We start from the raw sequence: 13,585 nt of genomic DNA on the forward strand, positions 1-13,585 counted from the left end.
CAGTAAATCTGAGATTTATATTTTTTTAATAAAAATAAGAATTAAATATTTTCTATACTATTTAATCTATGGATTATCATATTACTCACTATTCTCATTATTACAAGCTAATAGTGGTTCATACATCATTATAGCGTGATTCTCCGTTACATATTGATCTTCTATTAACTGTTTCTGTTGATTATATACTTTACGTTGAATCACATTATGTCGTATATAACCGCCCCAGTATGCAGGTTGAATTGAGTGTTCTTTCTCATACACTTCATATTGATAAAGTTGCGGATAGACTGTTCTCCATTCACCAACTAAATGTTCATCTGTCATATAAAGGTGAAGTTGATACGGTTGGTCCGTTTCATTTTTAATTTGTAAATCCAAATAGTTATAGGAACAAGTCGCTCCACTCCCAAACGGTTGAGTTCGCCTCGAATCAGGAAAGACATCAAAGCTATGACGATATCGTTCTGTTACTGTCAGTGGTGTATGTAAAGTCATCCAATATATTAAATTCGAAAGCTGACAAAGACCTCCTCCAATACCTGTTTGAAAAGATCCGTAGTGTAATACCATACCTTCTACATATCCTTTTTTCCTCGTAGGCTTACCTATTAAACGCCAGTAAGAAAATGTTTCTCCTGGTCTAATGACGATACCATTTAGTTTTTTTACAGCAATTTTCAAATTAACAACCTTATTCTGTTGATACCACATATCTACATCTTTGAGCTTACGAAGTAATATCGTTCGGTGCTGAATTGCTGTACAAGGTAGCTTTTCTTGTTGGAGCCTTTTTGCATATGTTTTTCCGTCTACTAACCACTGAATGTATCTCTTTGTAGAGTAATACCACGTCCCTAGCATAATGCGATACTTAGACCGCTGTTTAGGACGTAAGTGCACTATATTCATTTTATTCCCTCTCTCTTTCTTCAACTAAATTTCAATATACCTCTAATTCAATGAACTACAGTTTTCTTAGCTGCATAATAATTTTCGTAAATAAAGTGAAACTTTAATCAGCCCTCACCAATCGGGCTTTTACAGGCAGCCCGATCCCCACCTAACTTCTTTGCTTTCGCTGAATTTTGAGGTGGGGGTCTTACTGCCCAGCAAATAGCGGGATAAAAAAGACGCAAAAAAATAATAAATTTACTCTAGTGGAGATTTTATTTTGATGATTGCTTTATAATTATATGAAACTGCGCTACAATACGATAAATTGAAATAAACATATTATAAATATAACGAATAATATTAAATAAAAAATAATGAAAATTAAAGAAATTCTAAAGTATTAATATATTTTTCATAAATATTAATTGATAATACATTAGACTTTACTATATGTATAAATTCTCTATTCTACAAAACGAAATTTTTTAATGTAAGAAAAAAATATAATTCCCCTTTCACATTTATACAAGTCTCATCTGGAAAACTTTCCAAAACAATCCGAACCCTTATATTTAGAATAAACACAAAAAAATTGCCACCAGTTAGCTTAACTGGTTGGCAATTTTTTAACGAGAATGCTTTACAAATAGTTGAATTGCTTCTTCTGGTACATAGCACTTTCCATTACTCTCTACAATAATACTTCCTAATTCATACCCTTTACCATTGATACGAATTATATTTTTGTTACCAAATAATTGTGCTTCTACTTTATTATGTTTTACTACGAGTAACGGGTTTGCTCCTTCGGTTTTTTCGGCTGTTACAGTTGCACCGACTTTCTTAAAGGCTTGTTCACTCTCTAAAAATATTTTATTCGTTACTTCTTCTAAGTTAAAGCCCATCGCTTTCGCCATCGTCTTCGCAATGTCTGTATTTTGGATTAAGCCTTCTGGTTTTTGAGGTCCATAAGAATGTAAAAATACATCCTCACCTGTATGTCCTCCTGTCGTAAAGCCGATATTTGTACGATTAGCCAATAATGTAGTAAGAATTCGTCCTACATCCATTTTCTTTTTTGCCGCTTTTAATTTTTCTTTTTCATCATGAGTTAGATTATCCAAACCGTATAGTTTAGCTACATCTTCTACATTTGATAAATCAGATTTCAGTTTATTTATAGTTCCTTCAAGTGTCATTTTCGCCTTTTTCAATGAATCAATGTATGCAGAAACCGGTGTAGTATTGTATCCTTTTGTCGTATTTCTATTCCCTATAGAGATACCGCTGTTACCATGATCAGTTAAAGCGATGAGCATCGTATCCCCATCTTTCTTCGCAAATTGTAACGCCTTTGCTACCGCTTCATCAAATGCCAATATATCACTAATCATCCCAATTGGATCATTAGCATGAGCTGCCCAATCAGGCTTACTACCTTCTACGAATAAAAAGAAGCCATCTTTATCTTTTGATAATGTTTGAATTGCTTTTTCTGTCATTTGAGAAAGTGTTGGTTGTTCTGGATTTGTTGCTATACGATCCATATCAAACGCAAGAGCATGATTTGAGAAAGAGCCCCAAATTTTATTAGATTTGGAGTTCAATAACGCATCTTTCGTTTCAACAAAATCGTATCCTTTGTCTTGAATCACCTTTACTAAATTTTCACCATCTTTTCGGATTCCATTACTTTTCATAGGTAGCAGCGCCGCTTTTCCCCCGCCTAATACGACATCTATATTTTGATATACTTGCTGCTTCGCAATTACATCAAATTGCTTGCGATTGACATGGTGAGCCGAGAATCCCGCCGGAGTAGCATGCTGAATTTCAGATGTAGCAACAATTCCAGTTGCACGGCCAGTACGTTTTGCACCTTCCAATACGTTTGCGACCGGCCGTAACTTGTCCTCTTCTTTTATTGGCTTTAAGTTAGGTGAATTTACAGTAGAAGGTAGTACGCCTACATATCCTGAATTCGATTTATTTCCAGTTGCTAATGCTGTCGCTGCTGGTGCTGAGTCTGTAATAGCTGATTCTGCAGAATATGTACGAACACCTCCTGTTACAATTTGATCTAACGTAAGCGGTGCCCCTTTATACCAGCGAGCCAATGTTGTCGCCGTTGAACTTGTTCCGTCCATAACCATCATAATTATATTTTTAGGCTGGTGTTCTACTTTTTTCACCTTAGCTTTGGCCGCATGATAATTCATCATACTTTCCGTACTTAATACGCTTACTATTATAGCTCCCACTAATAGTAACTTTTTCATCTTCACACCATAATTCAACATGATTGTTCCTCCATAAACTTTGCATTCATTTCAATACACCTTATTTCCTTTCTCATTCCACAACCTACATATGTTTTATTAGTTCCCAATTCTCATAAAGCTAACAATAGTTACTTTCTATTTCTTTCCTTAATCAAATATCGGTATGTGTCATCTATCTTATAAAAAAGATTTAGCATTCATTTCATTAATTACTTGTTTAACAATAAATCCTCGATTAAAAGAAATAAAATTTTATTGTTAAACAATAAATTCCATGTTAAATTAATAAGATATTAAATAAATGAGGTGCTTTTTATGAAACAAGGATCCACACTCTTTTTAAAGACCGTTGTGATTCTGATCGGAATCCCCGTTCTTGCTATGTGCATTTTTTTAGTCCCTAAAATAGGAAACTTCGCCGCAGAATTATATCCGGATATTGCATATATTAAATACCTTGTATTTATCAACTTATACGCAACAGCAATACCTTATTACTTCGCACTGTACCAAACATTTAAGCTTTTAAACTATATTGATAAAAACAACGCATTCTCAGAGTTATCTGTTAAAGCTTTAAAAAATATTAAGTACAGCGCATTGGCAATTAGTGTATTATATGTATTAGGTATGCCACTTTTCTATCTCGTGGCAGAGAGAGATGACGCCCCTGGCATTATTATTATCGGAATGATTATGATTTTTGCTTCAATGGTAATCGCGGTCTTTGCTGCCGTTCTCCAAAGACTATTAAAAGATGCTATAGATATAAAATCAGAAAATGATTTAACGGTCTGAGGTGAATAATATGGCAATTATTATTAATATTGATGTAATGTTAGCAAAAAGAAAAATGAGTGTAACAGAACTTTCGGAGAAGGTTGGAATTACAATGGCTAACCTTTCTATCTTGAAAAATGGAAAAGCAAAAGCAGTCCGTTTTTCAACTTTAGAAGCAATATGTAAAGCATTAGAATGCCAACCGGGGGATATTTTAGAATATCAACCTGAAGATACCGAGTAAAAAGAGTCCTTCATACGAGTAATGGGTTCAGTTTAGGAAGAAAAAATGCTAATAAACATTAGAAATAACAAACTAAAACGCTCAGAAAATATTCTGAGCGTTTTTATTTCCTTCTTCAATTAAAGCACCCGTTAGTGTAAAAAGCTATTTCACCATTTGTATGGCTAACTTATCTTTTAACATTGACCTATATGAGTCAATTTCATATTTTGTATTATTGATTTTTTCTTTTTTCATTTTTAACATATCGAATATTTCTAATTCTAAATTCCTTCTAGCTTCAAGAACTTTTATCGCTCCTTCTACACCTGAATGGTTATGTTCTTTTCCATAGCCTTGGTTAGTGTAATAGTCGATAATTCCTGTGGACCATTCTGGAGTTCTTTCTTTTAACGCCTTCCTAAATGAAAATTCAAGATTATCTTGTTCTACATACAATAACATTGGATTTAAATTCTCTATGATTTTTGCAACTTTCATTACATAATTTATTATTTTTTCTTTTTGTTCACCATATTTAATCATCCCAATAGTTAATGGATTTTGTATGAAACAACATTCAAAGATATAAAACTTATTGTCTTCTAGAGCGATTTCAGCAAAGTCATTCCATTTGTCAGCAATTAATTCAACATTTTTATCGAATGGTAATTCGTATATATCATTTTTTAAAATAATGTTAAATAATTCGTCCGAAAACTGGTCACCAAACTCATTTTTCATCTTTCTGTATGGTAATAAATAATTGCTTCCTTTTTTTAGAACTTTCTTAAGGAGCACTTCTTTAAAATCTCCACTGTTAGATAATAATCTATTGAACTCAAATTTATTAAAACAAGATACACCATCATAGTCGGCTGGGTGGTTCAAATTTCCCTCTAAAAATAGTTCAACCTCAATTTTATTTTGGCTTAGAATTTCATTTATTAGCTTTGCAGTGGTTGATTTTCCAAATCCAGGTAACCCTTCTACTATTATTAGTTTTGTATTCATAGTTATAAACCCCTATCTTCAAAGTATTGAACCAAGATTAAAAAAATCACTTAATCCACTACAATCACCCCTTCAAAAGATGATATTTACCATTTCCTTTGAAAAACCTTCTTAAAGTAATCTGAACGCTAGTTTAAGAACATTTTTTCACAATCTCTATAATTATTTTAACATAAATTTTCCATTTATCTTATTATTTAGAACGCTATTTAACTATATGAAAGCGCTTAAACACTGAAATAACAATAAAAAAAGGGATGCTAAATCATAAGTGATTTACATCCCTAATTTGTATGTTATTTTATATTTTCACTCCCGTAACTATACCCGTTATCATACGAAAAGGACTCTTTTTATTTCACATTACGGCGCAAAACTAATTTGACCAGTAAACAATAGGATAATTGCTATGATCCAAAATATAAAAAATGATGAGGACAATATTAATGAAAGAATAGCAATCCCCTTCTTCTCTGTTTTTTTCGTCATTGTGATTATTGAAAGCATGATACCTACACCTGTCAGGACAATTGTAATATAATCTCCAACTATATTACCTGCATTCGCTATCCTTGTTGGCGTTATAAAAACGAATAGAAAACACAAAATGCCGATGAGTAAAGATATATAGCTTATTATACTGTACTTCTTTTTAGGAACTATTTCTGTTTTCATACTAATCCCACCCCTTCTATATAGCTATGAGTTTATATTAGCATGAATAACCATAATTTGGTTATGATAAAAAGCAGATAAAACGGACACTATCACTTTATCTGTCAGTTTATTTCTATCTAACAACTAACTATTTCTTTACTAAAGATATACAATCATTCTTTAATCCACGGCAATTGGTATATAATAGCTCTAAAAAATAAAGACTGTACCTTTAAAATGAAAGATACAGTCTTTATTAATAACTTTTTTTATAAAGAAAACTCTCTATCACTCACTACCTTAAAAAACTCCGAGTAATGTGATAAAGAATAATCCGCTACATCACAATTACCTTGAAACATACATGTTGAAATACCTAATTCTTTTGCAGGTAATAAATCTAATTCTCTATCTCCAATAGCTAAATCAATATTGTATTTTTTATGCAGATGATTATAAGCTAAAGAGTTTGGCTTCCGAGGAAAGCCATCGTCAATTGTAACCATATCTACGAAGTATTTTTCCCAGCCGTAATATTTTAAAATGCCCATAACCCCTTCCCTATGTTTATGGGTCATAATCACATTTTTATTTGCAAATTTCAAAACCTCTTCGACACCTGCAAAAGGTTTCATATCTTTTGACGTGAATTTTCCCTTCAAAACTTTAATCTTTTCTTCCTGCTCGCATGAAATATTATAATACTGAATTGCATGAGAGTATGATATTTTTAAGTTTTTGTATATTTCTTGTTTTTCTACTGAATCACCTAATATTTCAGAAAGCATCATTGTATATGCAGGATACGTATCAAATAACGTCCCATCAAAATCCCATAAAATATTCATTCTATTCACCTTCTATGTTCAAATCATTTAATGACTAAATCCGCCCTATTCCTCGGCGATTCCATTTCTAAGTAATAATCCTCTGCTTTCCAATACCTATTTTCAAACTTTGAAAGGTTTTTCTGTGTCTCCTCACTCTCACGTAGAAACCTTGTCTCTCTTGGACAGTCCAAATAGACCATATAATGAAAGAAATCTCTCCATTCTTTTCGCTGCAGAAAAACTCCTTCAATAACAATTACGCCTACAATAGGAATCTGTACTTTTTTCATTTCACATGAGTCTGTTTCCTCTTGATAAAAAGGCAAAGTTAATTTTGTCTCATGTTGTAACTTCTGAAAAAACTTCTGCCTCAAGTATGTAATATCCCACTGTAAACAATAATACTCATACCATTCTTCATGGTTTGTATAATAGCGTCGATTACGCTCCACTATATGATCATCAATATGGAAAATATGAAACGGAATGCCTTCTTGTTTCATATTTTCTTTTAAATTTGCTACGAATGTTGTTTTTCCTGAACGACTTAAACCATCTATACCTAAAATGAATCTATTTTCCCTATGATTCTTCATAATCGTTATAAGTTCGTTTGTACTCATTACTTCTTCCACTCTTCTTTTAATAAAGAATATAAAATGGTATCATGAGCAACTCCATTTTGAATCATATGTTTTCGAAGTAATCCTTCTTCTTGAAATCCTGCTTTTATTAACAACTTTTGAGAAGCTTTATTTTCTACATATACAACCGCTGCGATTCTTATCAGTTGCAGCATTTCAAATCCGTAAGCTAAAATCGCTTGTAATGCTTCCGATGCATATCCTTGTCCCCAATATGTATCATCTAATTCATAACCAATTTCAGCTCGTTTATGATTATTATTAATTAAATGAAATCCGCACGTTCCGATTAATTGGCCCGTCCCTTTTTTCTCGATTCCCCAGCGAAATACACTGCCCTCTTCATAACGATTTTTAAAAGTTTGAATCGTTGTTTTCGCTTGCTCAATATTTTCAAAAGAATCCATTCCGAAATAACGTATAACTGATTCTTTCGAAAAATATTGGAACATCGTTTCTGCATCTAATAGTGTAAGTTCTCTTAAGAGTAAACGTTCTGTTTCTAGTTTTGGAAATCCCATCTCTCTTTCTCCCTCTATTCTAATGAACTGCAAATTTCAATATAATTTCCATCTGGATCAGCAATGTAGGCAATTGTTTGTCCCCACGGTTTTACAATAGGTTCAACTAAAATCTTGATTCCTTGTTCTCTAAATTGCTCAATCGTTTCTTGTACATTCTCAACAACGAATCCTAATTCGAAATGAGAAGACTTTAATTCACCTTCTGTAAGCGGTAGTCCTGTTAATTCTTTCACATCTTGCCGCGTATTCATCGCTAAAATGGTAGTTCCAGTATTAAATTCAATATATGTACCGTGCTCTGCTTTTATAGGTAACTGTAAAATATCTTTATAGAATTTTAAACATTCCTCAAACTTTTCTACATATAAAATGATGTACTTCATTTTCAAATCCATTTTACATCCCCCTTTATATCTATCCCTAAAATTTCGACAAAAGTCTCACAAAAACCTTGTTCCTTGTAGTAATGAGCAAAAAAAATGAGGCCGATTTCTCGGCCCCCCAGCTTATTGGCATAAAACAGGAGATTTGGTTTGGACATAACCAGTTCGTACTTTTATTATATTTTATTTTTTCTGAATTTTAAATACATTAAACACCTATTTATATTGAGAAAGTTTTTTGCTTGCATAAAATTAAAGATTTTAAGAAATGATACAAATGGAGGTGTATACATATGGAACCAATGCTATGTCCAAGCTGTAAAACGAACCGTACTCGCTTTAATATTCTTGAACAACAAGTAAAACCAGTCAAATTAAATCCACAAACTGGTCAAGTAGAAGAAGAATACACAAATGAAACGATGAATGCTTTTCATATGGCCTATCAAGGACCTACATACCGCGTTCAATGCGCTGTATGTGGGCTTGTTGAAAACCCTGAACAATTTATTAAACCTGCTCAAAACCAGTCTTTCTAATAAAAACATTATTATCCCTTGTAGAAATAGATTTTTCTATAAGGGATTTTTCCATTTAATAAGTTAATTAAAGATGTATTTCTTCCTTATTATATATTAAAACCCACACCCTTTTGGTAATATTTACATAAGGGGGGGGGATAACAAATGATTTTAAATAAAAAGATAATGCTTCCATCAACATTTCTACTAGTAACTTGCCACATAGTCATCTTTTACTTTTGGATCTTCGATTTTGAAAAAATAACGACTCCTTACGGTCTAACAATATGGATTGTTTCTACTATTTGTGGTCTTTTACTTTATTACCATTTTAAAAATCAAAAATCTAATAAAGTGATATTTATTGCTAATTCTTTATTATTAATTATTTCTTCTTCATTTATGATTTTTTTTAGGTATTGTTACTGGTATTATCTTTGTAACTGTTAGTTCTATGAATTAAATATATATTTTTATTATATAAAAAATAGTTAACAAAATAGAATTACATAAAAATTAAAGAAGAAGATAATGATGTCATTGTCATCATTATCTTCTTCTAGAGTCTAATCTTTATTATAATATTTCACTTTTCAATTTCTTGATTTTCCAATAAATTCTCATGAAGAAATAAGCATACATACAACCTACAAGCCCTGTCATAACTTTCGCCCAAATTGGCACTCTTGATTCTGTTGAACTTAAAAATACGCTATACATTGAGGGTAATATAGTTATTGAAATTAATGCGAAAAATTGTAATAATTCCTTCATTTTTTGCACCTTCGTGTCCTTCTCTGAATATATGTCAGGTAACTCAATTCCCTTCTCTACTTCCTTACAAAAATAATTCCATCTTGTAAAACTTGTGACACGTTTCCAACCAGACATTTCATATATTTCAAAGTACTCCTGTTGTTTTTCTTTTGAATCCCAATAAACCAATCTAAAATCCGCTTTATATATTACATCTTTCGGTTCTGTTTTCTTAAACGTATACAACAAATTATACCTTTGTAACGCCCAACCTTTTTGATGCATTTTCCGTAAAAAAGCTTCTTCTTTTTCTAAACTCCATGCCATGAAAAATTTAAATACCTTCTTTGTCTCCATCTCTCATTCACTCCCCTAATATACTATTCCCATTCCTTACAGATCTCTGTAACCTGTTATACTCGAGCTCTAACACTTCTCTCCCAAACGGCGTTAACTCATAGCACTTCTTTCTATCTGTAGAGGCAACTTCAACAATTAATTTTTCTTTAAGTAATTTCGTCGTATTCCCGTATAACGTACCAGGACCGAGTTTTACTTCTCCATTTGTCATCTCTTCTACCATTTGCATAATTCCATAACCATGCATTGGCTTTACAAGTGACAATAATATGTAGTATGTCGCCTCAGTTAACGGAATATATTTTTGCGCCTTCGCATTCATTATAACTACCTCCGATACATCGCTTTATGATATATCGACTCACGATACATCGTATACCGATATTGTATAATCATATTCCAAAATATGCAAGCTTAATTTAATAATTAAATATCTATTTCTTTGAATTAAAAAATCATACTAATTTTCCGAATAATTTGTTAAAATATAGAAATATTAGCTCTTTTATACTGAAAGGAATGGTACATATGATAAATAAATTGAAAGAAAACATAGGATCTGTGTTTGTTGGTAAAGAAAATGTTATTGATCTACTGCTTGTTTCACTGCTTGCTGATGGACATGTACTACTCGAAGACGTGCCTGGTACTGGGAAAACGTTACTGGCGAAAACCATTTCAAAAAGTATTGGCGGTAGTTTTTCTCGTGTTCAATTTACCCCTGATGTACTTCCAAGTGATGTAACAGGTATTGAATACTTTAACCCAAAAACAAGTGAATTTGAGTTAAGAATTGGACCCGTTATGACAAACATTTTGCTAGCAGATGAAATTAACCGTGCAATGCCGAGAACACAATCTAGTTTGTTAGAAGCGATGGAAGAGCGACAAGTGACGCTTGAAAAACAGTCTACTCCTCTCCCAAAACCGTTCTTTGTTATTGCAACGCAAAACCCAATTGAATCACAAGGGACTTTCCCTCTTCCAGATGCACAGCTTGATCGCTTTTTAATGACGATTTCAATTGGTTATCCAACTCCTGAAGATGAGTTACAAATGATGCGACGTTTTCGTAACGATATACCGCTAGAACGTGTCACACCTGTTATCTCTTTAGAAGATATATTAGAATCACAGAAACGAATAAAAGAAATTTTCATATCAGAACCGTTAGAACATTACATAATTAAACTTGCACAAGCTACTCGAAATCACGATTACATCGCTAACGGTGTAAGCCCACGTGCCACACTTTCTTTAGTGCGCGCAGTTCAAGCATTAGCCTTCTTACGCGGGAGAGAATATTGCACCCCTGAAGATATACAATTTTTAACTCCTTCTGTTTGGAATCACCGTATTGTCTTATCAATGGAAGGTGCCCTGCGCACGACTAAAAATGATATAATGCAAAGTATTTTAAAAGAAGTTGACGTACCTGTGGAGATTGAGCAAGCATGAATGGACAGCGTGTTGTAACTGTACCTTTATTTTTTCAACTCCATATTATTCAACTAACTGTGCCAGGCGCTATACTATTTACCTTTTTTATGCCGCAACGAATTATAATGTTTCTCTTTTTCTCCTATTATTTATTTGCGATTTTCATTTATAAATATGTCGCTTACATAGAGAAAAAATTTGAAGTTATAAACGAGAGACAAACAACTCGGCTTTTCCCTGATGAATCTGGAAAGTTTTTTATTCATTTGAAAAACGGTGCACATATCCCTCTCGTTAATGGTGTTTGTTATTTTCATTTAGATTCGTCTCTTATACAGCATAAAGATCAAGGAATTGAACGAATATCAAAAACGTTATTCTCTTTTCCATTTTCACAACCTGCACATTCGGCGCAAAAATGGGATTTAACATTAACCGCAACGAAACGTGGTGTGTTTCAAATTGAACAGTTCGAATGCGTTTTAAAAGATCCTTTTCATTTATTAAATGTACACTTACCTGTTTTCGATAAGTTAAAAACTGAAATTATTGTGTATCCTTCTCCTAAAGAAGTAGCAGGTTTGCAAGAACTTCAGCAACTTCTAACTGGTTCTTATCGAACTAATTTTTCTTTTTACAATGATGAAACATCTATTATCGGTGTAAAGCGATATGAGCGTGAGTCTTTCCGCTCTATTCATTGGAAGGCATCTGCTAAAATGCAAGAATTACAAGCGAAGCAATTTGAACCTGTAAAAAATTATAGTTGGACGATTTGTCTTTCTTTAGCTGCCGATCGTGGATTTGGTTGGAAAGATAATGTTGAAGATTTAATTTCATTCGCAACATACATTTGCCAATATGCAACGAAGCATCACATACCGTTTGAATTATTTATTAGTGTATTAGCAGAAGGTGGTGCATTACATTTATCGTTACATGAAGGGCAAACACAATATGCAAAAGCTTTAGAAGAATTAGCACGTATTTCAGATGATAGTACGTTACTTCCGAAACAAGGATTCCTTCATTATGTAACGAGAAAGAGAGAACGTTCGTCTACAATGATATACATTGGTTTACAGAAAAATGAACTCCCTCTTCTCTCGCAGCCAACGTTCCTCATTAATAGCGAAGGGATGGTGGAATCGGTTGAAAACTTGGCTCTATCACGTTAATGACTTTATTTTGCTTCTCCTCCTTTCATTATTAACAGAAAGGGATGACCTTGTTGCTATTGCCATATTTTTAGCAACAGGCTATGTAGGCATATTTCTTATTCATAAATTTATGAAGAAAAAAACAACCGGATTTGTCATACTGTTCATTACTCAAATAATTGGTTGTTCTTTCCTTCTCCCATTCTCTCTATTCGGCACAATTATGTTACCGCTTTTCTTCTTTATCGTACATGTAGTCGGACCAGGATATCCAGTTCAAAAATCGTTAGGCGGTATTGTTTGGTTTAGTATTTCAGCCATATTTTATGCGCCCTTTCCACCTTTGTGGAAGCTGTTACTATTAGTTATACACATTATGATTACATTTTGGTTAACTGGGGCAAATCGGAATCAACAGTTATTACGTTTCATTTCTATCATTACGATTGGTGTAATGAGTATAGTACTTGTTTTAGTTTTTCCTTTTATTCGTCTTATTTTTAGCTTTATCACAGAAGTAGTTGCGTTAGGAGTCGGTTATGTTATAAATCCATTTCTCATAGCAGCTGAATTGAAAGATACTGAAGGGGTTTGGGCAAGTAAAGGGCATCTCTTAAAACCTAAAATTGAAGACAATGGGGAAAAACTTCCTGATTTTGACCCCACACTCATAAATAGCATTACCATAATAGCATGTACAGCTATCGCTATTTACGTCGTTTGGAAAATAGTAAAAAAACGAAAACAATTCAGTTTACCAAATATGCCCGCCTTCGAATCTACTATCATTACTAATAAAGAAGGAACGAACCAAAATCGTTTTAAACGAAATAAACCGCCGCATAACGAAATTCGGAAGGAAATTTTCAAGCTAGAGAGTAAGTTAACCCCTCCTTTAAATAGAAAACGGGGAGAAACTGTTGAAGCTTGGCTAGAAAGAATAAATGATGAAGAAGATGTAAATATTCAAAGTGATATTATTATAGATGCTTATAATACGGTGCGCTATTCAAATGGTAAAAGCATTGTACTTCTGCATGAATTTAAGGAAGAGATTCATAAGCTTTATGCCTATCAGAAAAGTTTGAAGAAACGAAAGAAATAACGTAACAAA

At 32.9% G+C, this 13,585-nt stretch carries 16 protein-coding genes and 1 pseudogene; 7 read left to right on the top strand and 10 right to left on the bottom strand.

What is annotated here, in order from left to right; all coding sequences use genetic code 11:
* Nucleotides 1-81: 81 nt before the first annotated feature.
* A complete protein-coding gene (locus ACTJJY_RS07995; protein ID WP_088022222.1) occupies nucleotides 82-912 on the bottom strand; it encodes a VanW family protein in 831 nt (276 codons plus the stop codon).
* A gap of 611 nt (nucleotides 913-1,523) precedes the next feature.
* Complete coding sequence (locus ACTJJY_RS08000; protein WP_168410574.1) at nucleotides 1,524-3,197, bottom strand: alkaline phosphatase; 1,674 nt, start codon at nucleotides 3,195-3,197, stop codon at nucleotides 1,524-1,526.
* Nucleotides 3,198-3,494: 297 nt separating this feature from the next.
* Here ACTJJY_RS08000 and ACTJJY_RS08005 point away from each other — a divergent pair, with 297 nt between their 5' ends.
* Nucleotides 3,495-3,977 carry a DUF2975 domain-containing protein gene (locus tag ACTJJY_RS08005; RefSeq protein ID WP_001977318.1) on the top strand — a complete coding sequence of 161 codons (483 nt, stop codon included), beginning with the start codon at nucleotides 3,495-3,497 and terminating at the stop codon, nucleotides 3,975-3,977.
* A gap of 10 nt (nucleotides 3,978-3,987) precedes the next feature.
* Nucleotides 3,988-4,203, top strand: coding sequence for a helix-turn-helix domain-containing protein (locus ACTJJY_RS08010; protein ID WP_000974619.1), 216 nt, complete (start codon nucleotides 3,988-3,990; stop codon nucleotides 4,201-4,203).
* A gap of 144 nt (nucleotides 4,204-4,347) precedes the next feature.
* Here the strand turns inward: ACTJJY_RS08010 and ACTJJY_RS08015 are convergent, their stop codons facing one another.
* The 6 genes from ACTJJY_RS08015 to ACTJJY_RS08040 all read right to left on the bottom strand — a co-directional run bounded on the left by ACTJJY_RS08015 (nucleotide 4,348) and on the right by ACTJJY_RS08040 (nucleotide 8,246).
* Nucleotides 4,348-5,196, bottom strand: a complete 849-nt coding sequence (locus ACTJJY_RS08015; RefSeq protein ID WP_168410575.1) for a hypothetical protein — start codon at nucleotides 5,194-5,196, stop codon at nucleotides 4,348-4,350.
* Nucleotides 5,197-5,559: 363 nt separating this feature from the next.
* A complete protein-coding gene (locus ACTJJY_RS08020; RefSeq protein WP_168410576.1) occupies nucleotides 5,560-5,871 on the bottom strand; it encodes a hypothetical protein in 312 nt (103 codons plus the stop codon).
* A 251-nt stretch (nucleotides 5,872-6,122) separates the two neighbouring features.
* Nucleotides 6,123-6,701: an HAD-IA family hydrolase gene (locus tag ACTJJY_RS08025; RefSeq protein WP_016512647.1), complete on the bottom strand. Its 579-nt coding sequence runs from the start codon at nucleotides 6,699-6,701 to the stop codon at nucleotides 6,123-6,125.
* A 23-nt stretch (nucleotides 6,702-6,724) separates the two neighbouring features.
* Nucleotides 6,725-7,306: a kinase gene (locus ACTJJY_RS08030; protein WP_071732026.1), complete on the bottom strand. Its 582-nt coding sequence runs from the start codon at nucleotides 7,304-7,306 to the stop codon at nucleotides 6,725-6,727.
* Complete coding sequence (locus ACTJJY_RS08035; protein ID WP_000506652.1) at nucleotides 7,306-7,848, bottom strand: GNAT family N-acetyltransferase; 543 nt, start codon at nucleotides 7,846-7,848, stop codon at nucleotides 7,306-7,308. The genes ACTJJY_RS08030 and ACTJJY_RS08035 overlap by 1 nt, the downstream gene beginning before the upstream one ends.
* Nucleotides 7,849-7,862: 14 nt before the next feature.
* Nucleotides 7,863-8,246 (bottom strand): VOC family protein, encoded by a 384-nt coding sequence (locus ACTJJY_RS08040; RefSeq protein WP_000364497.1) that lies wholly within the window; start codon nucleotides 8,244-8,246, stop codon nucleotides 7,863-7,865.
* Between the two features lie 281 nt (nucleotides 8,247-8,527).
* Here ACTJJY_RS08040 and ACTJJY_RS08045 point away from each other — a divergent pair, with 281 nt between their 5' ends.
* Both ACTJJY_RS08045 and ACTJJY_RS08050 read left to right on the top strand, forming a co-directional pair.
* Nucleotides 8,528-8,773, top strand: a complete 246-nt coding sequence (locus ACTJJY_RS08045) for a hypothetical protein (RefSeq protein WP_000433609.1) — start codon at nucleotides 8,528-8,530, stop codon at nucleotides 8,771-8,773.
* A gap of 147 nt (nucleotides 8,774-8,920) precedes the next feature.
* A pseudogene (locus ACTJJY_RS08050) lies at nucleotides 8,921-9,218 on the top strand (hypothetical protein).
* 113 nt (nucleotides 9,219-9,331) lie between these two features.
* Here the strand turns inward: ACTJJY_RS08050 and ACTJJY_RS08055 are convergent.
* Nucleotides 9,332-9,868 (bottom strand): DUF2812 domain-containing protein, encoded by a 537-nt coding sequence (locus ACTJJY_RS08055; RefSeq protein WP_168410577.1) that lies wholly within the window; start codon nucleotides 9,866-9,868, stop codon nucleotides 9,332-9,334.
* A 7-nt stretch (nucleotides 9,869-9,875) separates the two neighbouring features.
* A complete protein-coding gene (locus ACTJJY_RS08060) occupies nucleotides 9,876-10,193 on the bottom strand; it encodes a PadR family transcriptional regulator (RefSeq protein WP_000991891.1) in 318 nt (105 codons plus the stop codon).
* Nucleotides 10,194-10,399: 206 nt separating this feature from the next.
* On the opposite strand from ACTJJY_RS08060, the gene ACTJJY_RS08065 reads away from it, so the two are divergent.
* The 3 genes from ACTJJY_RS08065 to ACTJJY_RS08075 are packed head-to-tail and all read left to right on the top strand — an operon-like array spanning nucleotide 10,400 to nucleotide 13,576.
* Nucleotides 10,400-11,329, top strand: coding sequence for an AAA family ATPase (locus tag ACTJJY_RS08065; protein ID WP_053564135.1), 930 nt, complete (start codon nucleotides 10,400-10,402; stop codon nucleotides 11,327-11,329).
* Nucleotides 11,326-12,489: a DUF58 domain-containing protein gene (locus ACTJJY_RS08070; RefSeq protein ID WP_089171324.1), complete on the top strand. Its 1,164-nt coding sequence runs from the start codon at nucleotides 11,326-11,328 to the stop codon at nucleotides 12,487-12,489. Before ACTJJY_RS08065 ends, ACTJJY_RS08070 begins: the two co-directional genes overlap by 4 nt.
* Nucleotides 12,464-13,576 carry a DUF4018 domain-containing protein gene (locus tag ACTJJY_RS08075; RefSeq protein WP_095690647.1) on the top strand — a complete coding sequence of 371 codons (1,113 nt, stop codon included), beginning with the start codon at nucleotides 12,464-12,466 and terminating at the stop codon, nucleotides 13,574-13,576. Before ACTJJY_RS08070 ends, ACTJJY_RS08075 begins: the two co-directional genes overlap by 26 nt.
* Nucleotides 13,577-13,585: the final 9 nt, after the last annotated feature.

Origin of the sequence: Bacillus sp. 22475 (assembly GCF_052044835.1) — a bacterium.
GTDB lineage: Bacteria > Bacillota > Bacilli > Bacillales > Bacillaceae_G > Bacillus_A > Bacillus_A cereus.

Bases quoted from the DNA above. Each gene is read 5' to 3' on its own strand.
- ACTJJY_RS07995 (WP_088022222.1), bottom strand. From the start codon at position 912: ATGAATATAGTGCACTTACGTCCTAAACAGCGGTCTAAGTATCGCATT.
- ACTJJY_RS08000 (WP_168410574.1), bottom strand. From the start codon at position 3,197: ATGTTGAATTATGGTGTGAAGATGAAAAAGTTACTATTAGTGGGAGCT.
- ACTJJY_RS08005 (WP_001977318.1), top strand. From the start codon at position 3,495: ATGAAACAAGGATCCACACTCTTTTTAAAGACCGTTGTGATTCTGATC.
- ACTJJY_RS08010 (WP_000974619.1), top strand. From the start codon at position 3,988: ATGGCAATTATTATTAATATTGATGTAATGTTAGCAAAAAGAAAAATG.
- ACTJJY_RS08015 (WP_168410575.1), bottom strand. From the start codon at position 5,196: ATGAATACAAAACTAATAATAGTAGAAGGGTTACCTGGATTTGGAAAA.
- ACTJJY_RS08020 (WP_168410576.1), bottom strand. From the start codon at position 5,871: ATGAAAACAGAAATAGTTCCTAAAAAGAAGTACAGTATAATAAGCTAT.
- ACTJJY_RS08025 (WP_016512647.1), bottom strand. From the start codon at position 6,701: ATGAATATTTTATGGGATTTTGATGGGACGTTATTTGATACGTATCCT.
- ACTJJY_RS08030 (WP_071732026.1), bottom strand. From the start codon at position 7,306: ATGAGTACAAACGAACTTATAACGATTATGAAGAATCATAGGGAAAAT.
- ACTJJY_RS08035 (WP_000506652.1), bottom strand. From the start codon at position 7,848: ATGGGATTTCCAAAACTAGAAACAGAACGTTTACTCTTAAGAGAACTT.
- ACTJJY_RS08040 (WP_000364497.1), bottom strand. From the start codon at position 8,246: ATGGATTTGAAAATGAAGTACATCATTTTATATGTAGAAAAGTTTGAG.
- ACTJJY_RS08045 (WP_000433609.1), top strand. From the start codon at position 8,528: ATGGAACCAATGCTATGTCCAAGCTGTAAAACGAACCGTACTCGCTTT.
- ACTJJY_RS08055 (WP_168410577.1), bottom strand. From the start codon at position 9,868: ATGGAGACAAAGAAGGTATTTAAATTTTTCATGGCATGGAGTTTAGAA.
- ACTJJY_RS08060 (WP_000991891.1), bottom strand. From the start codon at position 10,193: ATGAATGCGAAGGCGCAAAAATATATTCCGTTAACTGAGGCGACATAC.
- ACTJJY_RS08065 (WP_053564135.1), top strand. From the start codon at position 10,400: ATGATAAATAAATTGAAAGAAAACATAGGATCTGTGTTTGTTGGTAAA.
- ACTJJY_RS08070 (WP_089171324.1), top strand. From the start codon at position 11,326: ATGAATGGACAGCGTGTTGTAACTGTACCTTTATTTTTTCAACTCCAT.